Genomic DNA, 23,402 nt, shown 5'->3' on the forward strand with positions numbered 1-23,402 from the left:
TCAATGCGTGGCTTTCGGCCGGGAGGCCGAAAGCCTATATGATGCACGAGCTGTTTGGCGATCATTGGGAGCACATCACATGACGACGGAACGCGCAGTTTTGGCCGGAGGCTGCTTCTGGGGCATGCAGGATCTGATCCGCAAGCAGCCGGGCGTGATCTCCACCCGCGTCGGTTACACCGGCGGGCACGTCAAGAACGCCACCTACCGCAATCATGATGGCCATGCCGAAGCGATCGAGATCGTGTTCGACCCAGCCAGGACCAGCTTCCGGACCATGCTGGAGTTCTTCTTCCAGATCCATGATCCGACCACGCTCAACCGTCAGGGCAACGATATCGGCACGAGCTATCGCTCGGCGATCTTCTACACCAGCGAGGAGCAGAAGCGGATTGCCGAAGACACCATTGCCGACGTCGAGGCGTCCGGCCTGTGGCCCGGCAAGGTGGTGACCGAGGTCGCGCCCGCGCGCGAGTTCTGGGAAGCCGAGCCCGAGCATCAGGATTATCTCGAACATTATCCGGATGGCTACACCTGCCACTTCATCCGGCCCGGCTGGAAGCTGCCGCGTCGCGCTGCGGCGGTCGGAGGCTAAGGCCCGGTCGGGCGCTGCTCCGCGGTGACGATCTGCGCCGTCAACGTGACGAGACCCATCAAGGCGGCGAGCAGCCAAAATGCCATCGGCAGTCCGCCGAGCTGTGCGACGAAGCCGACGCCGGCAGGGCCGAGCAGGACGCCTGCGTAGCCTGCCGTCGTGATCGCCGCGACCGCAAGTCCCGTGGGCATCACCTTTTGCTGCGCCGCCCGGCGGAACAGCACAGGCACGAGGTTCGAGGCGCCGAGCCCGATCAGCAGGAATCCGCCGATGGCGACCGCTGCCACGGGGGCGGTGAGCAGCACCACGAAGCCGGCGATCGCAATGAGGCTACCCCACAGCAATGTCGTGCGGTCTCCGATGCGCGCAACGACCGCGTCGCCGCCGAGCCGCCCGATCGTCATCGCGATCGAGAACACGATGTAGCCGACGCCGCCTTGCGCCTCGCTGACGAGCCCGGCGCCGATCACGAGCAGCGCGCCCCAATCGAGCATCGCGCCTTCGACCAGGAAGGTGATGGCGCCGAGCAGCGCCAGCAGCAGCACCGATCCGTGCGGCAGCACGAACAATGGGCCTTCCTGCACCTGCACCGAGCGAAGCAGGCGCGGCCAGGTTACGAGCATCGCGATCAGCATCAGCACGGAGCAGATCAGGGTACAGGCGAGTGCCCCGAGCTGCAGCGAGAGCAGCGCCGTCATCAGCGCGGATCCGGCGAAGCCGCCGATGCTGAACAGGGCGTGGAACCCGGACATCAGCGGGCGTCCCGCGGCGCGCTCCACCTCCACGGCGTGGATGTTCATGGCGACGTCGATCGAACCGAGCGCGGCGCCGAACGCAAGCAGCGCCAGCGCCAGCGACAGCGGCGAGCTTGCGATCGCCAGCAGCGGCAGCACCAGTGTGAGACCAAGCCCGCCCGCGACGATGACCGGCCTGCTGCCGTAGCGCGCGCTGAGAACGCCTGTGAGCAGCATCGCGACGACCGAGCCGATGCCGAGGCTGAGCAGGAGCAGCCCGAGAACCCCGTCGTCGACGGCGAGCCGCGCCTTCGCGAACGGCACCAGCGGTGCCCAGCACGCGATGCCGAAGCCCGCGACGAGGAAGGCAAGCCGAGTGGCAAGACGGGTCGCCGGCCGATCGGCAGAAGACATGGGAACTCCGGGGAAGTACAGGCGGGACGGTGGAGAAAGCGGAGAAATGCCGCAGCTTTGTGTCGGCACCGCGTTCAGATTGTCGCAGCTCGTGCCAGCTGCGAGCAACTTGTCGCGATTGCAGGTGGCCGGTTGCCCGGATGGAGCGAGGCGTATCTGCGTGTGACAAGCTCAAATATCGTAGGGTGGGCAAAGCGCAGCGTGCCCACCATTCTCGCTTACTGCCAAGGTTGGTGGGCACGGCGCTATGCGCCTTTGCCCACCCTACGGCACTGAAAGAGCAATGTAGTTGCGTCATACTCCGTCATTGCGAGCGCAGCGAAGCAATCCAGAATCTTTCCGCGGATAGATTCTGGATTGCTTCGTCGCATCAGCGCAAAATTGCTACGCAATTTTGTCGCGAGCTCCTCGCAATGACGGGCGGAGAGAGCAGATGCCAAACTCTCGGTCGCGCTCCGGACGCAGCGCTAGCCGCCAAGGATCCGCCGGCACGCCTCGACGAACACCTCTGCGCCCGTCACGATGTCGGCATCCGCCGTGTTCTCGGTCCAGTGATGGCTGATGCCGCCGATCGACGGCACGAACAGCATGCCGGCGGGCATGACGGTTGCCAGCATCTGCGCATCGTGGCCGGCGCCGCTGGGCATGCGGATGGATCGGCCGCCGGCGACGGCCTTGCTCGCGGCCTCGATCGCGTCCTGAAAGCCCGCATTCATCATCGCGGGTGCGCCGGTGCGCAGCTTCGTCACGCTGACGGTGCAGGGGCCCTTGGCACTGGCCTCGTCCGCCATGGTCCGGAGCAATTGCTCCAGCCGCGCGATGACCGTCGGATCGTCGTCGCGAATCTGGAACAGCATCTCTGCGCCACCGGGGATGATGCTCGGCGCGCCCGGATCGAGCGTGATGCGGCCGGTGGTCCAGACCGTGCGCGGGCCGCAGACGGCGGGGAGGCGCTCGTCGATCGCGACGCAGAACTTGGCCAGCGCGAGGCCGGCATCCTTGCGCACCGCCATGCGCGTGGTGCCGGCGTGGTTCTGCTCGCCGGTGAAATTGATCTGGTACTGCCAGATGCCGACGATGGACGTCACGACGCCGATCGCGAGGCGCCCGCTTTCGAGCGTGTCGCCCTGCTCGATATGCGCCTCGAGATAACCGACGTGCCGTCCCGGCTCGGCGGTGATGCGCGGACGCCCCGCGAGCCCCATGTCGGCAAGGGCATCGCGCATGGTGCGGCCGCTGGTGCGGTCGCGGGCGGCTTCGATGTCGGCCTCGGCCACCTGTCCGACATAGGAGCGCGAGCCGAGGAAATGACCGAAATGTCCCTCCTCGTCGCACCAGGCGGCGACCTCGACCGCGCCGTTCACGGAAGCGTCGGCGTTCAGGACGCGCGCGGCCTCGAGCGCATAGACGACGCCGAGCGGGCCATCGAGCCAGCCGGCATAATTCTGGCTTTCCAGGTGCGATCCCGCCAGCAGCTTCGGCCCGGGCTTCGTGCTCGTCCCGAAGACATTGCCGATGCCGTCGATCGTCGCGGAAAGATCGGCCTCGGGCAGCTTCTGAACGAGCCACTCCAGCGACAGCTTGTGCGGCTCGGAGAAGGTCGGCTTGTGCACGCCGGTCTTGTAGGCGCCGATGGCGCGAAGTGCATGGAGGTCGGCGAGGACGCGATGTCCGTCGGCGCGAGTGTCAGGCATGTTCGGCAACCTTCAGTGCCTCGGTGCGGATCTCCTCGACCAGCCGTTCCTTGAGCTGGACGAATTCCGGCGTGGTCTTGATCTTGTAGGAGCGGGGATGCGGCAGGTCCACATGGATTTCGGCCTTGATGCGTCCGGGGCGTGCGCTCATGACGATGACGCGGCTGCCGAGGAAGATGGCTTCCTCGATGTCGTGGGTGACGAACAGCACCGTCTTCTGGTCGCGCTCCCAGATCCCGAGCAGCATCTCCTGCATCAGGGCGCGGGTCTGGTTGTCGAGCGCGCCGAAGGGCTCGTCGAGCAACAAGATCTTCGGGTCATTGGCGAGCGCGCGCGCGATCGCCGTGCGCTGCTGCATGCCGCCGGAGAGCTGCTTCGGCCAATGATTTTCGAAGCCGGACAGTCCGACCTGGCGGATGAAGGCATTCGCGATCTTGTGTCGCTCCGCCTCGGACACGCCGCGCTCGCGCAGGCCGAAAGCGATGTTCTCGCGCACCGTCAGCCAGGGGAACAGCGTGTAGGACTGGAACACCATGCCGCGATCGGCGCCCGGGCCGGTCACCTCGCGTCCGTCGAGGGTGACACGGCCGCTGGTCGGACGATCGAGGCCCGCGACGATGCGCAGCAGCGTGGACTTGCCGCAGCCGGACGGGCCGAGGATGGTGACGAAGTCGTTGTTGCCGATGGTGAGGTCGGTCGGCTCCAGCGCTCTGGTCGGCGCGTTGCCGTGACGCGCGGGGAAGGTGCGCGAGACCTGTTCGACCTTGAGGATCGTCATGCGAGCCTCCACGGAAACAGCCAGGCGTTGAATGCCTTGAACATGAAGTCGGAGAGGAGGCCGATCAGCCCGATCACGATGATGCCGAAAATGATCTGGCCGGTGTTGAGCAGCGCCTGGCTGTCGGTGATCATGTGACCGATGCCCGAGGACGAGCCGATCAGCTCGGCGACGATGACGTAAGTCCAGGCCCAGCCCAGCACCAGCCGCAGGATTTCTGCGATCTCCGGCGCGGAGGAGGGCAGCAGCACGCGGCGGATGATGCCGCGGTCGCTGGCGCCGAGCGTGTAGGCGGCCTCGACCAGATCGCGCCGCGTGGCGCCGACCGTCACCGCGACCATCAGGATGACCTGGAACACCGAACCGATGAAGATGACGAGCAGCTTCTGCAATTCGCCGATGCCGGCCCATAGGATCAGCAGCGGGATGAAGGCGGAAGCGGGCAGATAACGTGCAAATGAGACGAACGGCTCGAGGAAGGCTTCGACCGGCTTGTAGGCGCCCATCAGCACGCCGAGCGGCACCGCAATGACGGCCGCGAGTGCAAAGCCGCCGACGACGCGCCAGATCGTCATGCCGATGTCGAACAGGAAGCCGTGCTTGGCGAGCAGCTCGAGGCCCTCCTGCACCATGGTGAGCGGATTGGCGAGGAAGGTCTTCGACACATGGCCGCCGAACGTCGCCCACGACCAGAGGGCGACGAACAGCACGAAGAACGCCAAGCCGTACGCCGCACGCTGCTTCGATGTCACGGGATCCAGGGGACGCATCAAACTGTATCCGAATGGTGCGCCGGCTCCGCCCGAGGCGGAACCGGCATCTTGGAGAACGTTACTTGATGAAGCTCGCGTCGTAGAGGTCCTCGACCTTCGGCGCGGCCTTGATGATGCCGATCTCGAGCAGCAGCTCGGCGGCCTCCTTGTTGAAGGTCAGGAAGTCGCCGGCGAAGAACTTCTGGTTCGCGGCCTTGTCCTGCCAGCGCAGATATTTCGCCGAGTTGCCGAACTGCTCGCCGGTCTGCTTCACGTCGGCGCCCATGATCTCGTAGGACTTGGTCTGGTCCTTGGCGATCATCTCGATCGCCTCGAAGTAGCTGTCGGCGAGGGCCTTGGCGGCCTTGGGATTGTCGGTGAGGAACTTCGGCGTGCAGCCGAACGTGTCCATCACCATCGGATAGTCGAGCGTGGTCGCGATGATCTTGCCCTTGTCGGGCGCGGCACGCACCGTCGACAAATAGGGCTCATAGGTCATCGCGGCATCGTTCTGGCCGGAGACGAAGGCCTGCGCGGCCGCAGCGGGCTCGAGGTTGACGATCGTGACGTCCTTGGTGGTGAGGCCGTTCTTCTTCAGCATCCAGGCCAGCGCGAAATAGGGCGAGGTGCCCGGCGCGGAGGCTGCGACGGTCTTGCCCTTGAGGTCCTTGATCGCGGCGACGTCGTTGCGCACGGCCATGCCGTCGGCGCCGTAGCTCTTGTCGAGCTGGAAGATCTGCTTGGTCGCGACGCCGTTGGCGTTCCAGGAGATCCAGGTCTCGACCGTGGTCGCCGCGCACTGGATGTCGCCGGAGGCGATGGCGAGATGGCGGTCCTTCTGGGGGATCTTCTTGATGGTGACGTCGAGGCCATTCTTCTTGAAGATGCCCGCCTCCTTCGCCAGCGTCAGCGGCGCGAATCCGGTCCAGCCGGAGATGCCGACGCCGACCTTGACGTCGTCGGCGAGCGCGGGGGTGGCCACCGCGAGGGCAATGATTGTCGCAAATACTTTCGAACTACGCATGATTTTCGTCCTCTTGCCGATCGATGGTTTGACGTCCTGTTGATCACTGTCGGCCCACCTGGACCGTTGCCCGATGCGTTGCACGAATTGTGCCGACATGTCCTCTCAGCCTCCCTTGAATCGGGCGACAAGGCGGTGAGAGTCACCGGGATAGAGCAGGCGCACCGCGGTGATGGTGCGTGCGCTGCGCCAGGTGTAGCGGTCGATCACGAGGCAGGGGGCGCCGACGGCAATGTCGAGCGCTTCCGCCGTGCGGTCGTCCGCAACGATGGCACTGATCGTATGCTCGGCCTCGGTCCATGGGACATGGTGAAGCAGCCAGGAGCCTGGCGGTTCGCGCGAGAAATCGGCGGCCGCGGCGTCGGGCACGGACGAGAGGTCGATCAGCCTGTCCTCGACCGCGAAAGGCACATTATCGGCGCTATGTCGGCAGGTGATCGCGACCACCTTGCCGGCCTTCTTCACGCCGAGGCGATCGCGGTCGGCGGCCGTCGCCGCGCGCAGCTTGCGGCCGATCAGCTCGTAGCCGTAGCTGCGTCCAAGCGCGGAGATCTCGGCGCGGATGTCGGCGATCTTGAGCACCGCCGACTGATGCTGCGGCCGGCGCACGAACGAGCCGGCGCGCCGCCGCCGCTCGATCAGATCGGCTTGCGCGAGCTCCGACAACGCCTTGTTCACGGTCATGCGCGAGCAGCCGTAGCGCGCCACCAGCTCGTGCTCGAAGGGAATGCGGTGGCCGGGCGGCCATTCGCCGGTCAAGATGCGCTTCTCGATGTCGGCGCGGATGCGCTTGTAGAGCGTCGGCTTGTCGGCATCGGTGACGAGGCTCATGCGACGAGCCTCCGGATCGATGCGTTGAAGCGTTCGCGTGCGGCTTGGCGCAATCCATGCTGACCGCGCTCGACCACCTTGCGGCCGCCGGCCCAGACGCAATCGATGGCGGCGCCGCCGGCGGCGAAGATCCAGCCGTCGATGACGGCATCGTGCGCGCGTCCTGCCAACGAAGGATGCGCCGCGTCGAGCGTGACGATGTCGGCGCGTGCACCGGGTGTGAGGCCGACCGTCGGCTGCGCCAGCGCCCGCGCGCCGCCGGCGAGCGCTCTGTCGAACAGCGAGCGTCCTGTGGAATGACCTGCGCCGCCGGAGAGCACGTTGCGCTGGCGGTGCTTGAGCCGCTGGCCGTATTCGAGCTGGCGCAATTCGTCGGCTGCGCCAATCAACACGTTGGAATCGGTACCGACGCCGAAAAGGCCGCCGGCGGCGACAAACTCCCGCGCCGAAAAAACGCCGTCGCCGAGGCTCGCTTCCGTAACGGGACAGAGGCCCGCCACCGCACCGGTCCTGGCGAACGCCGTCACCTCCTCACTCGTCATGTGGGTCGCGTGAATGAGACACCAGCGCCGATCGAGCGGGGCGTGCTCCAGCAGCCATTGCACCGGACGCCGGCCCGACCAGGCGAGGCAATCCTCGACCTCCTTCACCTGCTCGGCGGCATGAATGTGCACCGGTCCGCCGTTCGCGAGCGGAATGATCGCCGCAAGCTCGTCCGGCGCCACAGCGCGCAAACTGTGCGGGGCGATGCCGATATTGGCGCCCGGCAGTGCGCTGATCACCTTGCGCGATGCCGTCATCAATGCAGCGAACCGATCGACCGTGCAGATGAAGCGGCGCTGCCCGGCATGCGGCGCTGCGCCTCCAAACGAGCCATGCGCATAGAAACTCGGCAGCAGCGTCAGCGCAATGCCGGAGGCTTCGGCCGCCTGGGCAATGCGCTCGGCGATCTCGGCGGGGTCAGCGTAGGGCGATCCGTCGCGGTCGTGGTGCAGATAGTGGAATTCGCCGACGCGGGTAAAACCCTGCTCGAGCATTTCGACATAGAGCAGCGTCGCAACGGCCGCGACGTCGTCGGGCGTCATGGCCAGCGCGAAGCGATACATCGTCTCGCGCCAGGTCCAGAACGTGTCGGTGGAATCGCCGCGCAGCTCCGCGAGGCCGGCCATGCCGCGCTGGAAGGCGTGGCTGTGCAGGCTTGCAAGTCCCGGAAGCGCGATGGCGTGGCGCTCGTCGCCGGCGGCCGGCGCCACGCCCGGTGTCACCGCCGCGATCGCGCCGGCGGTGACGACCACCTGCACGTCATTAGCCCAGCCCGAAGGCAGGAGCGCGGAAGCGAAATGCAGTCGGGTCATGATTTACACGCCGGCTGGACAGAACCGCCTTACGATTATATGTCTAGACATATAAGTCAAGCATCCCCAGGGCGAATGGATACCCGCATGGCAGAGCGCTTCGACCGGATCTGGCACAATGCCCGCCTCGCGACGATGCGGGCCGATCGTCCCGATCTCGGCGAGATCGAGCATGGTGTCATCGCCGCACGCGGCGGCCACATCGCCTATGCGGGCGCGACAGCGGACTTTCCCGTCGATGCGGACGCGATCGAGCGGATCGATTGCGAGGGGCGCTGGATCACGCCCGGGCTCGTCGATTGCCACACACATCTGGTCTATGGCGGCGACCGCGCGCATGAATTCGAGCTGCGCCTGAAAGGGGCGAGCTACGAGGAGATCGCGCGCGCCGGCGGCGGCATCGTCTCGACTGTGGCGGCGACGCGCAAGGCCAGCGAAGCCGAGCTCGTGGCAGGCGCGCTGCCGCGGCTCGACGCGCTGACGGCTGAGGGCGCGACCACGGTCGAGATCAAGTCCGGCTATGGTCTCGATACCGAGACCGAGATGCGGCAGCTGGCGGCCGCGCGCAGCCTCGGCCGCGAGCGGCCGGTTGCGATCCGCACGTCGTTTTTGGGCGCGCATGCGCTGCCGGTCGAGGCCGACGGCGACAAGGATCGTTACATCAATCTGGTCTGCAAGGAGATGCTGCCGGCGGTCGCAAAAGCGGGCCTCGCCGATGCCGTCGATGCCTTCATGGAGGGCATCGCATTCTCCGCCGAGCAGACCGCGCGAGTGTTCGAAACGGCGAGGGGACTTGGACTGCCGGTTAAGCTCCATGCCGACCAGCTCTCGAATCTCGGCGGCGCTGCGCTTGCCGCGAGATTCTCGGCGCTCTCGGCCGATCATCTCGAGCACACCGATGAGGCCGGTGCCGTCGCAATGGCGAGCGCCGGCACGGTGGCGGTGCTGCTGCCCGGCGCGTTCTACTTCATTCGCGAGACGCAGAAGCCCCCGGTCGAGACGTTCCGCAAGCACGGCGTTCCCATGGCGCTGGCGACCGACTGCAATCCCGGCAGTTCGCCGCTGACCTCGCTGCTGCTCGCGATGAACATGGGTGCGACCCTGTTCCGGATGAACGTGGCCGAGTGCCTTGCCGGCGTCACCCGTGAAGGCGCGCGGGCAGTCGGTCTCCTGAATGAGACCGGCACGCTGGAAGCCGGCAAATGGTGCGACCTTGCGATCTGGGAGATCGAGCGGCCCGCCGAGCTGGTGTACCGCATCGGCTTCAATCCGCTGCACAAGCGGGTATGGAGGGGGCAGTGACGGAGCAGGAAACAGCGATCGTCGTCAAGCCGGGAACAGTGAGCCTCGACGATCTCGCGCGCGTGCTCGAAGGCGCCCCCGTCGTGCTCGATCCTTCGTTCTGGCCGCGTGTCGAGGCGGCTGCGCAAATCGTTACGCGAGCTGCGCAGGCGGACGTCCCCGTCTACGGCATCAACACCGGTTTTGGAAAGCTGGCCTCCAAGCGCATTCCGCCGGACCAGACCGCGCTGCTCCAGCGCAACCTCATCGTCTCGCATTGCTGCGGCGTCGGCCCGGCAACGCCGGAGCCGATCGTGCGGTTGATGATGGCGTTGAAGATCGTCTCGCTCGGGCGTGGCGCCTCCGGCGTGCGCCGCGCGGTGATCGAGCAGTTGCAGGACATGCTGGCCCGTGGCGTCTGTCCGCTGGTGCCGCAGCAGGGCTCGGTCGGCGCCTCCGGCGATCTGGCACCGCTCGCGCACATGACGGCCGTGATGGTCGGCGAGGGGCAGGCGATCGTTGACGGGAAGACCGTATCCGGCGCCGACGCACTCGAGGTCGCCGGCCTCACGCCGCTGACCCTCGGGCCGAAGGAAGGCCTCGCGCTGATCAACGGCACGCAATTCTCGACCGCCTACGCCGTATCAGGCGTGCTGCGCGCATATCGCCTCGCCCGCGCCGCACTCGTGACCGGCGCACTGTCGGTGGATGCGGCGATGGCCTCGACGGCACCGTTCCGCCCCGAAGTCCAGGCGCTGCGCGGCCATGCCGGCCAGATCGCGGCGGCCGCGACGCTGACCGCGCTGCTCGACGGCAGCGACATCCGCCTCTCGCACCTCGAAGGCGACGAGCGTGTGCAGGATCCCTATTGTCTGCGCTGCCAACCGCAGGTCGCAGGCGCCGCCCTCGATCTGATCACGCAGGCCGCGCGCACGCTGATCGTCGAGGCCAATGCCGTCACCGACAACCCGCTGGTGCTGGTCGAAACCGGCGAGATCGTCTCCGGCGGCAATTTCCACGCCGAGCCAGTCGCCTTCGCCGCCGATGCACTCGCGCTGGCGCTGTCGGAAATCGGTGCGATCAGCGAGCGGCGCATCGCGACGCTGGTCGATCCCGCGCTCAATTTCGGCCTGCCGCCGTTCCTCACCCCCGATCCCGGCATCAATTCCGGCTTCATGATCGCCGAGGTGACGGCCGCTGCGCTCTATGCCGAGAACAAGCAGCGCGCGCTGGCCTGCTCGATCGATTCGACGCCGACCAGCGCCAACCAGGAAGACCATGTCTCGATGGCCGCGCATGCCGCGCGGCGCCTGTCCGAGATGGCCGACAATCTCGCTGCCATCCTCGGCATCGAGCTTCTGGTCGCCGCCCAGGGCATCACGCTGCGCGCGCCGCACGCGACCAGCGCGCCGCTGGTCGCCGTCATTGCCGCGTTGCGTGAGCAGGTGCCCGCGCTCGGCGCCGATCGCTACATGGCCGGCGATCTCGCCAAGGCTGCTGCATTGATCGAAGCCGATGCGCTTCCGGCTGCCGCGCTCGCCCAGCTTGCTACCGATCCGTTTCCGACACTCGTCTGAAGAGGTCCACATGAACCGCCGACTGGACAACGACCGCACCATCCGCGCTCCCCGCGGCAGCGACATCAGCGCCAAGAGCTGGCTCACCGAGGCGCCGCTGCGCATGCTGATGAACAATCTCGATCCTGACGTCGCGGAGCGCCCAAGCGAGCTCGTCGTCTACGGCGGCATCGGACGCGCCGCGCGCGACTGGGAGAGCTTTGACCGGATCGTCGCGGCCTTGCGCAAGCTGGAGGGCGACCAGACGCTGCTGGTGCAGTCCGGCAAGCCGGTCGGCGTGTTCCGGACCCATGCCGACGCGCCGCGCGTGCTGATCGCGAATTCCAACATCGTGCCGCATTGGGCCACGCTCGATCATTTCAACGAGCTCGATCGCCAGGGCCTGATGATGTACGGCCAGATGACCGCGGGCTCCTGGATCTATATCGGCAGCCAGGGCATCGTGCAGGGCACCTACGAGACCTTCGTCGAGGTTGCTCGTCGCCATTATGGCGGCAGCCTCGCCGGCAAATGGATCCTGACCGCCGGCCTCGGTGGCATGGGCGGGGCGCAGCCGCTGGCGGCGACCATGGCCGGCGCTTCGATGCTTGCGGTCGAATGTCAGCCGAGCCGCATCGAGATGCGCCTGCGCACCGGCTATCTCGACCGGCAAGCCGCAACGCTTGACGAAGCACTCGCGATCATGGCGGGCGCCGCGAAGACGAAGAAGGCGGTCTCGGTCGGCCTGCTCGGCAATGCCGCGGAGATATTCCCCGAGCTGGTCCGCCGCGGCGTCAAGCCTGATATCGTCACCGACCAGACCAGCGCGCATGATCCGATCAACGGCTACTTGCCGAAGGGCTGGACGCTCGCCGATTGGGAAGCCAAGCGCGCATCCGATCCGAAGGCCGTGGAGCGCGCCTCAAAGACCTCGATGGTCGAGCATGTCCAGGCCATGCTGGACTTCCATGCCCAGGGCATTCCGACGCTCGACTACGGCAACAACATCCGCCAGATGGCGCAGGACATGGGCCTGAAGAACGCGTTCGATTTCCCCGGCTTCGTGCCCGCCTATATCCGCCCGCTGTTCTGCCGCGGCGTCGGGCCGTTCCGCTGGGCCGCGCTGTCGGGCGATCCCGAGGACATCTTCAAGACGGACGCCAAAGTGAAGGAGCTGATGCCTGACGACAAGCATCTGCACAATTGGCTCGACATGGCCAAGGCGCGCATCAAGTTCCAGGGCCTGCCGGCGCGGATCTGCTGGGTCGGTCTCGGCGATCGCCATCGTCTCGGCCTCGCCTTCAACGAGATGGTGGCGCGTGGCGAATTGAAAGCACCGATCGTGATCGGTCGCGATCATCTCGACAGCGGCTCGGTGGCGAGCCCCAACCGCGAGACCGAGGCGATGAAGGACGGATCGGATGCGGTGTCCGACTGGCCGCTGCTCAATGCGCTGCTCAATTGCGCTAGCGGGGCGACCTGGGTCTCGCTGCATCATGGCGGCGGCGTCGGCATCGGCTATTCGCAGCATGCCGGCATGGTGATCGTCGCCGACGGCACGCCCGAGGCGGCGAAGCGGATCGAGCGCGTGCTGTGGAACGATCCCGCCAGCGGCGTCATGCGTCATGCCGATGCCGGCTACGACATCGCGATCGACTGCGCCCGCGACAAGGGGCTCGATCTGCCGAGCCTGGCGAGGTAGACGGAGGCTCAGGCCACGACCTTGGCCCCGGTGCCGTCGAGGCGCCGGCTCTCCTTCGCCAGATGGTCGCCAATCGCATCGGCCGGCATGGGCTTTGCGAAATAATAGCCCTGGATGAAGTCACACCCCAGGCGGCGCAGGGTGTCGAGCTGAGCACGGGTCTCGACGCCCTCGACGACGCAGGCGATCTCCATGTCGTCGCAGAGGCCGGTGAGCGATTTGATGATCTTGTGGCTGACCGGATTCTCGTTGATGTCGGAAACGAAGCTGCGGTCGACCTTGATCTTGTCGAGCGGCAGCCGGTGCACGTGGCTCAACGACGAATAGCCGGTGCCGAAATCGTCCAGCGAAATGCCGCAGCCCATTGCCTTCAGCGTTGCGATCGATTGCTGCGCGCGGACGAAGTCGAAAGTGACGGCGGTCTCGGTGATCTCGAAATCGATCCGCTGTGGCGGCAGCCCGCTCTTCTCGATGATGGCGATCAGCGGCAAGATGCCCTCCGCCGCGCAGACGTCGTGTGCGGAGAGGTTGAACGACAGGCGGATGTGATCGGGCCATGTCCTGGCGACGGCGAGTGCGCGCACCAGCAGCGCTTGCGTCAGCGGCCGGATCAGACCGATGCGCTCGGCAGCCGGAATGAAATCGGCCGGAGAGACCAGGCCGAGGCGGGCGCTGCGCCAGCGCGCCAGCACCTCGAAGCCGGCGGTGTGCTCGCTCATGGAATCGACGATCGGCTGGAACACCAGGTCCATCTCGGTGCCGAAATCGGCGGTGCGCAGCAGGTTCTCGATGACCCCGCGACTGCGGATCTCGGCCTCGAGCTCGCTCGAGAAGATCACGGTGCGGCCGCGCAGATGGCGCTTGGCATGGTAGAGCGAATAATCGGCACATTCATACAGTGCTTCCGCGGTCGTGGCCGATTGCGGAAACAACGCAAAGCCGATCGAGCAGGACAGCCCCGTATGAGCGGTATCGAGCTGATAGGGAAGCTTGACCTGGTCGCCGATGTGCTGGCCCAGCCGTAGCAGATCCGCATCATTGGGGTCGCCGCACACGACGAGGCCGAACTCGTCACCGCCGAGTCGGGCGAATTCGACCCGGTGCGGACCAAAACCCTCGCAGACCTCGCGGATGCGCCGGCCAGCCTCGATCAGGACGCGGTCGCCGACTGAGTGGCCGTAATTGTCGTTGATCGGCTTGAAGCCGTCGAGATCGATGATGCCGACTGCGACCCGGACTTTCCTGCGTTCGGCATCGGTGAAGGCGCTCGACAGCTCGGCGAAGAAGCGGCGGCGGTTCGGCAGCTCGGTGAGTGAATCGAGATTGGCAAGGCGGAAGTTCTCGTCAGAGAGCGCCTGCGTCGCCGCCTGTTGCGCGAGCAGCGACTTGCGGCTGGCGACGAGATCGGCGAAGTCGCGATAGTAGATGAACAACACCGTCACCATCGCGCCGGAAACCAGGAGGTTGTTGACCGCGATCGCCTTCAGCGTCGGCTCACCCGTGGCAAAGAAGAACAGCACATAGGGCACGTCGACGATCAGCGTCACGATCAGCGCCGCCGAGCGCAGATGCATCAGCGAGAAGATGCAGCCGATCACGGTGACCGCCATGTAGAAGGCGACCTGGCTCTTGGCGAAGGGATCGCCGTAGGGGTACAGCGCGAACGACCAGGCGGTGAAGCCGGCACCGATCGGCAGGGTCAGCCAATTGGTGGCGCGCAGATTGCGCAGGATGTCGGCATCGCTGCGAACGAGCCGGCGCTGGCGTAGCCACCAGAAGGTCCGTGAGCCTGCGAGCACCGTCAGCACGGCCGGCACGATCGTCGTCAGCCAGTCCGGCGCCACGTTCACATAGGTGTAGGCGACCGCAATCGTGTTGCTGATGAGGATGAAGTAGAGCAGTGGGATCTGCTTGGAGAAGGCGTCGAACTGCGCGCGCGTCAGGTCCGGATTGTCGGCGGGAACGCGAAACAATCGCATCGCGGCAGCAAGACGAGATTTCAATTCGGCAACAGGCATTGAAATACGAGCCCCAGATCCCTGAAAAACGGGGCAATCTTGCACGGCACGGGTAAAGGGCCCGTTAGATCGATGCTAGCCGGGCTCGGCCAGCACTGGTTGCGCGCTGCCTCAGGATTTTCCGGTCGCGTGCATTGGTGAGGTCCCGTTAAGGATAGCCGGCGGCAAGGGGCGTGCGTCTCAGGCACAAGTCGTCCGAAATCGCCGCAGCTACGCCCTGCTCGCCATGGGTGTCAGCGAGTGCTCGGTGCGGGCGACCGAGAGCGGTGCAAGCGGCCTAGCGTCCGATCGTCACACCTGCGGTCGAGCGCATGGCGTCCCGCAGGCTGGTCGCCCTCTTGTCGTCGAGAACCTGCCGCGTCAGCACGGTGGTCTGGCCAGGCGTGTCGAGGATCGACTCGCCGCGCGAGGAGGAGAGCCGATCGGCCTTGTAGGGAGCGGCCGGATCGGTGGCAGGCCCAGTCATGTGATGCGGCCGCTTGCCCGCGGCGAGCGCCGGCTGCGAGACAGCAAGCGCGATCACGACGAAGAGCAATGGTCTTGCGCGCATCTGGGATCTCCCATGTCGGGACATCAGCCTAGCACATTCTCGTGGTGGTCGCAGACGAAAGGATCAGGCGAGAACGGCCTGGCGCTCGCGCGCCGGTTCGCGGATCCGCTCGATGCTCCGCGGCTCGGCGAGCCGCGTGAAGCTCCGATGGCCCGCCTGCACGGGGGCCTCGACGATGACGCCCTCACAGACGATCTGTCCGCCGAGCATCCTGAATTCCAGCTTGTCGTAGCGCGGCATTGTCTCGCCGGCCGCCGGCGGCAGCAGCCCGACGCTTCCCTGGATGTTCAGCGCGGCCTCGCCGGTGCCGTGAAGCTGCGGATTCCACATCCTGATTCCGCTCTCGGCCCAGCGCTGCCGGATCAGCGCGGCGCGGTCGGCGGGCTCTACGGCTCGCGCGCGAACTTTCGGTGGGCTGCGGATCTCTGGCGAAGGAGACGTGAGAGCCGGAGCTGGTTCAGCTTCCGCGACGTCGCTGGATGACTCGTTGGCTACCGCCGCAATGGCCGAGGCGAGCGGAACATCATTTGCGGGCGTCGGCGCGATTGCGACAACGGGCGCCGGATCGATCTCGGCGCTGGCTTCAGAGACAACAGCCGCCACGTTCTCGACGTCGACCGGGATTGCTTCGGCGGCATCGGGTACGAGATCGAGGGATACGTCGGGCGAGGGGGCAGCCTCGATGATGAGGGCAGGGAGATCGGCCGAAGCGGTCGCGACGTCTGCTGATGAAGCCACAATCTCTTCTGCGGTGGCAGAGTCGATCTCTGCAGAGATTCCAGCAGGCGATGCATCATCGTCCACGACGGCGAGATCGGAGGCTGCAACTGGCTCGTTCTCCGCACCGGCCGATGCAGCCAACGCCTCTTCGGTCGCTGGCGGCGCCGCAGGCGGCTCGATTGCCGTTGCCAACTCTGAAGATGAGTCGCCGATGCAGATATCGTCGGACGGAATCTCCGCGACGACCGACACAGCCGCATCGTTCTCCGCGACCGGAGCGGTGGCGGCGAGATCAGCCTCGTCGCGCATGGGATCAGCGCTGATCTCGGCGATGGGCGCTGGAGCCGTGCCGGCAACGCCTTCGGCGATGGCAGATGAAGCCTCTGCAGTCGGCGCGACGTCGAGGTTGCCGCTGTGCGGCACAGGCCGGAGTCGGGAAAACGCCCAGTTCACCGCTGGAATGCGGCGCAGCAACGATATCAGTCTCGAAAGCACTGGGAGTTGTCCAAGAGGTGCTCGGCGTGAGGCAATCGCTGATTCGTCAGCAATGTGAAAACCTGCCCCGGCCGTCACACCCGTGTCAACGTAGGCAGGACCAATTGCAGAACATCCGCGCATCCATTCTGCGGGGCGAATGCCGCTCCGCAGAGTGGAGTGCCGTTCGCGAATGCTTCAATTGACTCGCATCCCTAGAGATATTGGATCCTCAGGTCACTTGCCGGAGCCGGTGCCGCCGGTACCCGCACTGCCGCCGGCCTGGCTGCTCATGTTGTTGGTGTCGCTGCCGCCGGCCGAAGGCGACTGCGCGCCCTTGCCGTCGCTGGCCTCGTTCTGCATATTCGATGAACGTCCTGTCGTCATTCCCTTGGTTGCCGGGCCTCGCGATGAGGGGCCGACATCGCCCTGACCGGATGCGCCGGGTGCGGGTTGTGTCTGCGCCAAAGCGCCACCTGTCGCCAGCGCCATGACGCATGCGAGGGCCAGGATGATCTTCTTCATCGGATTCTCCGTGACTTGCATCCGGTCAACTCGCGTGCGCTGACCGCGTTCCTGCCGAGGCGCGGCAGCCTTTGCTCTCGTTGCGGTCCAAGTCGGGGTTCCCGTCGTCGTCGCGAGCCGCTATTTCAGAACCGTCATTGTCTGGTCGGGGACGGCGCATGAGGAAGCTTGCCACCATCGGAGCGGTTCTGCTCTGGTCCACCATCGCATCCGCACAGGATCGCACCATCACCGTGGCGTCGACCACCTCGACGGAACAGTCGGGGCTGTTCGGCCATCTGCTGCCGCTGTTCGCGAAGGCCGAAGGCATCGGCGTGAAGGTCGTCGCCGTCGGCACCGGCCAGGCTCTGGATATCGGGCGGCGCGGCGATGCCGACGTGGTGTTCGTCCACGACAGGCCCGCCGAGGACAAGTTCATGTCCGAAGGGCAGGGCGTGAAGCGCTTCGACGTCATGTACAACGACTTCGTCATCGTCGGCACCAAGAGCGATGCAGCGCAGATCTCGGGCAGCAAGGACGTGGTCGAGGCGCTGCGCAGGATTGCGACCGCGAAAGCGCCGTTCATCTCGCGCGGCGACAAGTCCGGCACGCATGCGGCCGAGCTGAGGCTATGGAAGGAGGCGGGCGTCGACCTCAGTGCCGGCAAGGACACTTGGTATCGGGAGATCGGCCAGGGCATGGGCCCGGCGCTGAACATGGCCTCGTCGTGGAACGCCTACCTCCTGTCGGACCGCGGCACCTGGCTGTCGTTCAAAAACCGCGGCGAACTCGCCATCCTGACCGAGGGGGACAAGCGGCTCTTCAACCAGTACGGCGTCATGCTGGTGAATCCTGAAAAGCATCCGAACGTGAAGGCCAAGGAGGGACAGGCCTTCATCGACTGGCTGATTTCGCCGCAAGGGCAGGAAGCGATCGCCGGGTACAAGGTCGGCGGCGAGCAGCTATTTTTCCCCAACGCGTCCCACTAGGACGAAGGCTATAGTCGACACCGCGACGCTGAGTGCGAGCAGGATCAGCCCGAGTCCGAGCGCGAGCGGCAGGTCGCCTTTGCTGGTTTCCAATGCGATCGCCGTCGTCATCGTGCGGGTGAAGCCGCGGATATTGCCACCGACGATGATGATCGCGCCGACTTCGGCGATGGCGCGCCCGAACGCGGCGAGAAAGGCCGTCAGCAGCGAGGTCCGGCCGAGCGCGAACAGCAGGGCCATGCTGCGCAGGGCCGACAATCCGTCGATCCGCGCCAGGTCGCCATACTCCGCCCACAGCAGGCTTGCCGGCCGGTGCACCAGGGCCACCACGATGGGCGTCGCCAGCAGCGTCTGCGCGATCACCATGGCGGCTGGCGTGAACAGCAAGCCCGCCGCCCCGAACGGGCCGGACCGCGACAGCAGGAGATAGAGGGCGAGCCCGACCACGACCGGTGGAAGGCCGAGCAGCGCATTGGTCAGAATGACGATGACTTGGCGTCCCCGGAAGCGGGTGATCGCAAGCAGGGCTCCAAAGGGGGCGCCGATCAGAAGTGCGAGGATGCTGGCGGTCAGGCTGACCCTTACGGACAAGGCGACGATGCCCAATAGCTCGGTGTCGGCCTCGCCGATCAGCGCAAAGGCGGCACCGATGGATCGTGCGAAATCGTTCATCCGTGTCGGGCCAAGCTCCTGTTCCGCGGCAGCCCCGCGCCGCCCTTCTCGCTGCTGCCGCTGCCATAATCAAGGCCCCAAGGGTGGGCAGCCCACCGGAGCAGTTGGAGCGAGGCTCGGGATGACCGGAAAACGCGGCCAGTGACCTACAATCGAGGCACCTGGCCGCCCCGCGGGCGGCTTTATTCCGGCCTCGGATGCGCTAAGGAACAGGATCGGGTCGCGCCAGCCCAGTGGCGGTGCTAGACCCTGATGCAGGAACAATGGGTCCGGGCTGCAACTGGCTCGCCCGCAAGGATGAAGGATGTGACGCAATGATCCAGACCGTTGGCATCATCGGGGCAGGGACCATGGGGAACGGCATCGCGCAGGTCTGCGCCGCCGCGGGCCTGTCGGTCGTGATGGTCGATATTTCCGACGCGGCGGTGAACCGCGGCCTGTCGACCGTCGGCGGAAGCCTCGAGCGGCTGGTCAAGAAAGAGAAGATGTCGGCGGCCGACCGCGAGGCGACGCTCAAGCGCATCACCGGCACCACCGACCGGGCGAAGCTGTCGGATTGCGACCTCGTCATCGAGGCCGCTACCGAGAACGAGGAGCTCAAGGTCAAGATCCTGAAGGATCTCTGCGCCACGCTATCGCCGCGCACGCTGGTCGCAACCAACACCTCTTCGATCTCGATCACGAAGCTCGCGGCGGCGACCGACCGTCCCGACCGCTTCATCGGCATGCACTTCTTCAACCCGGTGCCGGTGATGGCGCTGCTCGAACTCATCCGTGGGCTGCAGACCTCGGACGACACCCATGCGAAGGCGCTGGATTTCGCCAAGCGCGTCGGCAAGGTGGCGATCACGGCCAAGAACAGCCCGGGCTTCGCCGTCAACCGCATCCTGTGTCCGATGATCAACGAGGCGATCTTCGCGCTGCAGGAGGGCATCGCGACGGCGGAGGAAATCGACGCCGGCATGAAGCTCGGCTGCAACCATCCGATCGGGCCGCTCGCACTTGCCGATCTCGTCGGGCTCGACACCATGCTTTCGGTGATGGAGGTCTTTTACAAGGGCTTCAACGATCCTAAATATCGGCCAGCCCCGCTGCTGAAGGAGATGGTCGATGCCGGCCATCTCGGCCGCAAGACCGGGCAGGGCTTTTACACCTATACCGCCTGATGAAGGCATTGGCGGCGGGCACCTAGCGTCCGCCGCCAGATCCCCGCAATTTGCGCTGCGACAAAGACGCCGCGCGCAATTGGCCCGACAATGTCGAACGGGCAGCCTGCGGGAACAACGGAACGGATAACAAAGGACATGTCGGATCGACTGAAGGCCGAGCGGGAAGCTGCGGCCGCGCGGCGGAACCTGTTGACCCAGGATGCGATCGAGCGCACCGGGATCACCGAAGAGATGATCGCAGAACTCGTCACCCGCTTCTACGGACGCGTGCGTGAGGACACGCTGCTCGGGCCCGTCTTCGCCGTCGTGCAGAACTGGGACGAGCATCTCGCCAAGCTCAGGGATTTCTGGTCGTCAGTCGTGTTGATGAGTGGCCGCTATCATGGCTCGCCGATGCGGGCACACCTGCCGTTGAGCCTGGCCGGAGGCCATTTCGATCGCTGGCTCGAGCTGTTCGAGCAGACCGCGCGCGAGGTCTGCCCGCCGGCGGCGGCTGCGCTGTTCATCGACAAGGCGCGTCGTATCGCCGACAGTTTTGAAATGGCGTCGGCAACACTTGCGGGCCGCATCGCTTCGCCGCGTCACGTGCTCAGGTCGTGAATACAAAATGCCTGCCTGAGAAAGGTGCAGCTCGCGTTGCGTGATGGCGCGCCGCACCAATTCCCGCAGCATCGATCTGATCTGCAAAATCATCATGCCGTTCGCGCAATGCGATGTAGAATTCGCGAAAACGCGCTGGAACGCATTTGGTCTTGCTCAATCAACGCGAGCAAAGCCACATTGATGCACTGCGGCGCCAAGTCTTCGCCTTGTTTTCGGCAGAGTTCCAGCGCCTGCTAACGGGCATGGCTCGCGCATCGGTCGATACTAATTCACAATCCTCAGAGAGTGCTGCGGAACCCGACGTCGATGCGGGTGCCGAGCAGACGCGGCGATCCATGCTGCTCGGTGCGCTCGCGACGACAGCGTGCCTCGGCTGTTCCACCCAAGCCCGCGCAGGTGAGGATCCGCCCGGCTCGGATGAGCGGCCGCAGAAAGGCGACCTGCTCGTCTTCTCCGAAGGTGACCAGGAGGGAAAGCTCATCACCGCGGCCGATCTCAAGGCCGGCGGACCGCCGGTCCATGCCTGGCCGAAGGACCCCACCTCAGCGGTGGTGCGCAGCGCCTCACGGCTCAACGAGATCCTGATCATCAAGCTTGATCCCGCCGACCTCGACGAGAAGACCCGCGCGCGGGCCGTCGACGGCATCATCGCCTATTCGGCGATCTGCTCGCATGCGGGCTGTCCCGTCACTGCCTGGGTGAAGAGCGATGTCGGCGACAAGGAGGTGTTCAAGTGCATGTGCCACAACTCCGAATTCGATCCCCGCGCGGGCGCGCAGGTCGTGTTCGGGCCGGCACCGCGGCGGCTTGCAGCGCTGCCGCTGGCGCTCGCTGACGGTTCGCTCAGCGTCGCCGGCAATTTCATGGGAAAGGTAGGTGGCACACAACCAGGATGATGGACGGTTGCGGGCTGGGCCCGCGTCACGAACGGCCGCCTCCGCCGACGCGGCGGACGACGGGACGAACGACAAGAATTCACAACAAGAATTCAAGCGGATGAAAAAGGGGAACGTCCATGAAACTCTCCATGACCAGGAAGCAATTCTACCTGTCCGGCTTCATCGCCTTCACCTGCCTCGTTTCGACCGCCGCGCTGGCTGGCCCGATCGAGAATTATTCGCCCGTCACTTCGCAGCGGCTCGAAAATCCGGAGCCAGGCAATTGGATGCTCTACCGGCGCACCTATGACGGGCAGGGCTTTAGCCCGCTCGACCAGATCAATACCTCCAACGTGAAGAACCTCACACCGGTCTGGACCTTCGCCACCGGCGTGGTCGAAGGCCATCAGGCACCGCCGATCGTCAACAATGGCGCGATGTTCGTGACGACCCCGATGGGGCAGGTGATCGCGCTGAATGCGAAGACCGGCGACGAATACTGGCGCTACAAGCGGCAGCTTCCTGACGATCTGTTCCAGCTGCATCCGACCAACCGCGGCGTCGGCCTCTGGGAGGACAAGCTCTACCTCGCCACCACGGACGACCACGTGGTCGCGCTCGATGCCAAAACCGGCAAGGTGCTGTGGGACACGAAGGTGCAGGACTACAGGAAGGGCCAGTACCTGACCCTGATGCCATTGATCGTTGACGGTAAGGTCATCGTCGGCGGCTCCGGCGGCGAGTTCGGCGTGCGTGGCTATATCGTGGCTTATGATGCCAAGGACGGCAAGGAGCTGTGGCGGACCTATACCATCCCCGGTGAAGGCGAGCCCGGTCACGACACCTGGCAAGGCGACGACTGGAAGAACGGCGGTGGGTCGGCCTGGATGACAGGCAATTACGACAAAGAGACCAAGACGATCTATTGGGGTGTCGGCAACGCCGCGCCGTGGCCGGGCGACTCGCATCCCGGCGACAATCTCTACACGTCATCAGTGCTCGCGCTCGATCCCAACACCGGGAAGATCAAGACCTATCACCAGTATCACCAGAACGATTCCTGGGATTGGGACGAGGTCGAAGCACCGATGCTGATCGACCTGCAACGCGATGGCCGCAACATCAAGAGCCTGGTCCATCCGGGACGCGACGCGATCTTCTGGGTGCTCGAGCGCACGCCGACCAAGATCAATTACGTCGCCGGCTGGCCGTTCGTCTTCACCGACGTCTGGAAGGGCATCGAACCCGAGACCGGCAAGCCGATCGTCGACCCCGCGCACAAGCCGGTCATGGGCAAGCGCGTGGAGTTCTGCCCGTCGCTGTGGGGCGGCAAGGACTGGCCATCGGCGGCCTACAGCCAGAAGACCGGCCTCGTCTACGTGCCCGCCAACGAGAATTTCTGCGGCGGCTTTACCGGCGAGAAAGTGCCGCTCAAGCCGGGCGAGCTCTGGCTCGGCACCAAGCCGGAAGATATCGGCCTGAAGACGAAGCCGGGTGCGGATCATTTTGGCGAGCTCCAGGCCTGGGATCCCGCAACCGGCAAGAAGGTCTGGCAGCACAACTTCCCAAAGTCGCAACTGTTCGGATCGGTCACGGCGACCGCGGGCGATCTCGTCTTCGTCGGAGGGACCAACGACCGCTATTTCCGCGCCTTCCACGCCAAGACGGGCGAACTGTTGTGGGAGCAGAAGACCAACTCCGGCATCGTCGGCATGCCGGTGTCCTACGAGATCGACGGCACGCAATACATCGCGATCCAGTCGGGATGGGGCGTCGACGCGCAGCGCATCCAGGATGCGCTCGTGACCAACAACATCGGCATCGAAGCCAACGTGCCGCAGGGCGGCGTCATCTGGGTCTTCGCGCTGAAGAAATAGCTCCGCGGGCGGATCGACAGAAGCGGAGCAGCAGGGGGGTGGCGAATGCGGCGGACGGTAACGTCCGCCGCATTTTGTGTGGCTCTTCCTTCTCCCCTTGTGGGAGAAGGTGGCGCGAAGCGCCGGATGAGGGGTTCTATCCGCGCGCTTTCATCGGGAGATTGACGCGCAGAGGCAGCCCCTCACCCAAGTGAGTGCGCATCGACCAGCGTCGCTGCCCTCTCCCACATCC

Annotated in this window: 21 protein-coding genes; 9 read left to right on the top strand and 12 right to left on the bottom strand. The window is 65.5% G+C overall.

The window, feature by feature from the left end:
- Window positions 1-79: 79 nt before the first annotated feature.
- Entirely contained in the window at window positions 80-595 is a 516-nt protein-coding gene (gene msrA, locus ACNJYA_RS11635; protein WP_271506137.1) for a peptide-methionine (S)-S-oxide reductase MsrA, read from the top strand.
- Here msrA and ACNJYA_RS11640 read toward each other — a convergent pair.
- The 7 genes from ACNJYA_RS11640 to ACNJYA_RS11670 form a co-directional block, all read right to left on the bottom strand.
- Window positions 592-1,743, bottom strand: coding sequence for an MFS transporter (locus ACNJYA_RS11640; RefSeq protein ID WP_439402936.1), 1,152 nt, complete (start codon window positions 1,741-1,743; stop codon window positions 592-594). The two genes, msrA and ACNJYA_RS11640, sit on opposite strands and share 4 nt — an antisense overlap.
- A 467-nt stretch (window positions 1,744-2,210) precedes the next feature.
- Window positions 2,211-3,437, bottom strand: coding sequence for a Zn-dependent hydrolase (locus tag ACNJYA_RS11645; RefSeq protein ID WP_439366440.1), 1,227 nt, complete (start codon window positions 3,435-3,437; stop codon window positions 2,211-2,213).
- Window positions 3,430-4,215 (bottom strand): ABC transporter ATP-binding protein, encoded by a 786-nt coding sequence (locus tag ACNJYA_RS11650; RefSeq protein ID WP_439366441.1) that lies wholly within the window; start codon window positions 4,213-4,215, stop codon window positions 3,430-3,432. The genes ACNJYA_RS11645 and ACNJYA_RS11650 overlap by 8 nt, the downstream gene beginning before the upstream one ends.
- Window positions 4,212-4,985: an ABC transporter permease gene (locus tag ACNJYA_RS11655; RefSeq protein WP_439366442.1), complete on the bottom strand. Its 774-nt coding sequence runs from the start codon at window positions 4,983-4,985 to the stop codon at window positions 4,212-4,214. The genes ACNJYA_RS11650 and ACNJYA_RS11655 overlap by 4 nt, the downstream gene beginning before the upstream one ends.
- A gap of 61 nt (window positions 4,986-5,046) precedes the next feature.
- Entirely contained in the window at window positions 5,047-5,991 is a 945-nt protein-coding gene (locus ACNJYA_RS11660; RefSeq protein ID WP_439366443.1) for an ABC transporter substrate-binding protein, read from the bottom strand.
- Between the two features lie 105 nt (window positions 5,992-6,096).
- Window positions 6,097-6,822, bottom strand: coding sequence for a histidine utilization repressor (gene hutC / locus ACNJYA_RS11665; protein ID WP_212255242.1), 726 nt, complete (start codon window positions 6,820-6,822; stop codon window positions 6,097-6,099).
- Window positions 6,819-8,177, bottom strand: coding sequence for a formimidoylglutamate deiminase (locus ACNJYA_RS11670; RefSeq protein WP_439366444.1), 1,359 nt, complete (start codon window positions 8,175-8,177; stop codon window positions 6,819-6,821). Before ACNJYA_RS11670 ends, hutC begins: the two co-directional genes overlap by 4 nt.
- Window positions 8,178-8,264: 87 nt before the next feature.
- On the opposite strand from ACNJYA_RS11670, the gene hutI reads away from it, so the two are divergent.
- From hutI to hutU, 3 genes are read left to right on the top strand one after another with little or no spacing between them, the layout of a single operon-like run.
- Window positions 8,265-9,479 (top strand): imidazolonepropionase, encoded by a 1,215-nt coding sequence (gene hutI, locus ACNJYA_RS11675; RefSeq protein ID WP_439402937.1) that lies wholly within the window; start codon window positions 8,265-8,267, stop codon window positions 9,477-9,479.
- Complete coding sequence (hutH, locus tag ACNJYA_RS11680; RefSeq protein ID WP_439402938.1) at window positions 9,476-11,035, top strand: histidine ammonia-lyase; 1,560 nt, start codon at window positions 9,476-9,478, stop codon at window positions 11,033-11,035. The genes hutI and hutH overlap by 4 nt, the downstream gene beginning before the upstream one ends.
- 10 nt (window positions 11,036-11,045) lie before the next feature.
- The gene (gene hutU, locus ACNJYA_RS11685) at window positions 11,046-12,716 is read left to right on the top strand and encodes a urocanate hydratase (RefSeq protein WP_439402939.1); all 1,671 of its coding nucleotides are present in this window, start codon (window positions 11,046-11,048) and stop codon (window positions 12,714-12,716) included.
- 8 nt (window positions 12,717-12,724) lie between these two features.
- Here the strand turns inward: hutU and ACNJYA_RS11690 are convergent, their stop codons facing one another.
- From ACNJYA_RS11690 to ACNJYA_RS11705, 4 genes are all read right to left on the bottom strand, one after another.
- On the bottom strand, window positions 12,725-14,734 hold the full coding sequence (locus tag ACNJYA_RS11690) for a putative bifunctional diguanylate cyclase/phosphodiesterase (RefSeq protein ID WP_439402940.1): 2,010 nt from the start codon (window positions 14,732-14,734) through the stop codon (window positions 12,725-12,727).
- A 277-nt stretch (window positions 14,735-15,011) separates the two neighbouring features.
- Window positions 15,012-15,284 (bottom strand): TonB-dependent receptor plug domain-containing protein, encoded by a 273-nt coding sequence (locus ACNJYA_RS11695; RefSeq protein ID WP_439402941.1) that lies wholly within the window; start codon window positions 15,282-15,284, stop codon window positions 15,012-15,014.
- Window positions 15,285-15,347: 63 nt separating this feature from the next.
- Window positions 15,348-16,577 (bottom strand): hypothetical protein, encoded by a 1,230-nt coding sequence (locus ACNJYA_RS11700; RefSeq protein WP_439402942.1) that lies wholly within the window; start codon window positions 16,575-16,577, stop codon window positions 15,348-15,350.
- A 138-nt stretch (window positions 16,578-16,715) separates the two neighbouring features.
- A complete protein-coding gene (locus ACNJYA_RS11705) occupies window positions 16,716-17,003 on the bottom strand; it encodes a hypothetical protein (protein WP_439402943.1) in 288 nt (95 codons plus the stop codon).
- 158 nt (window positions 17,004-17,161) lie between these two features.
- On the opposite strand from ACNJYA_RS11705, the gene ACNJYA_RS11710 reads away from it, so the two are divergent.
- Window positions 17,162-17,971, top strand: a complete 810-nt coding sequence (locus ACNJYA_RS11710; protein WP_439402944.1) for a substrate-binding domain-containing protein — start codon at window positions 17,162-17,164, stop codon at window positions 17,969-17,971.
- On the opposite strand, the gene ACNJYA_RS11715 is transcribed toward ACNJYA_RS11710, so the two are convergent.
- Window positions 17,945-18,643: an ABC transporter permease gene (locus ACNJYA_RS11715; RefSeq protein ID WP_439366453.1), complete on the bottom strand. Its 699-nt coding sequence runs from the start codon at window positions 18,641-18,643 to the stop codon at window positions 17,945-17,947. The two genes, ACNJYA_RS11710 and ACNJYA_RS11715, sit on opposite strands and share 27 nt — an antisense overlap.
- Before the next feature lie 314 nt (window positions 18,644-18,957).
- Between ACNJYA_RS11715 and ACNJYA_RS11720 the strand changes: the two genes are divergently transcribed.
- From ACNJYA_RS11720 to ACNJYA_RS11735, 4 genes are all read left to right on the top strand, one after another.
- A complete protein-coding gene (locus ACNJYA_RS11720) occupies window positions 18,958-19,809 on the top strand; it encodes a 3-hydroxybutyryl-CoA dehydrogenase (protein WP_157283960.1) in 852 nt (283 codons plus the stop codon).
- A 138-nt stretch (window positions 19,810-19,947) separates the two neighbouring features.
- The gene (locus ACNJYA_RS11725) at window positions 19,948-20,412 is read left to right on the top strand and encodes a group III truncated hemoglobin (protein WP_172785590.1); all 465 of its coding nucleotides are present in this window, start codon (window positions 19,948-19,950) and stop codon (window positions 20,410-20,412) included.
- 245 nt (window positions 20,413-20,657) lie between these two features.
- A complete protein-coding gene (locus ACNJYA_RS11730; RefSeq protein ID WP_172785589.1) occupies window positions 20,658-21,311 on the top strand; it encodes a ubiquinol-cytochrome c reductase iron-sulfur subunit in 654 nt (217 codons plus the stop codon).
- Between the two features lie 131 nt (window positions 21,312-21,442).
- A complete protein-coding gene (locus ACNJYA_RS11735) occupies window positions 21,443-23,170 on the top strand; it encodes a methanol/ethanol family PQQ-dependent dehydrogenase (protein WP_439403433.1) in 1,728 nt (575 codons plus the stop codon).
- Window positions 23,171-23,402 lie beyond the last annotated feature (232 nt).

It is taken from the genome of Bradyrhizobium sp. BLXBL-01 (genome assembly GCF_051853025.1).
Taxonomy (GTDB): Bacteria; Pseudomonadota; Alphaproteobacteria; order Rhizobiales; family Xanthobacteraceae; genus Bradyrhizobium.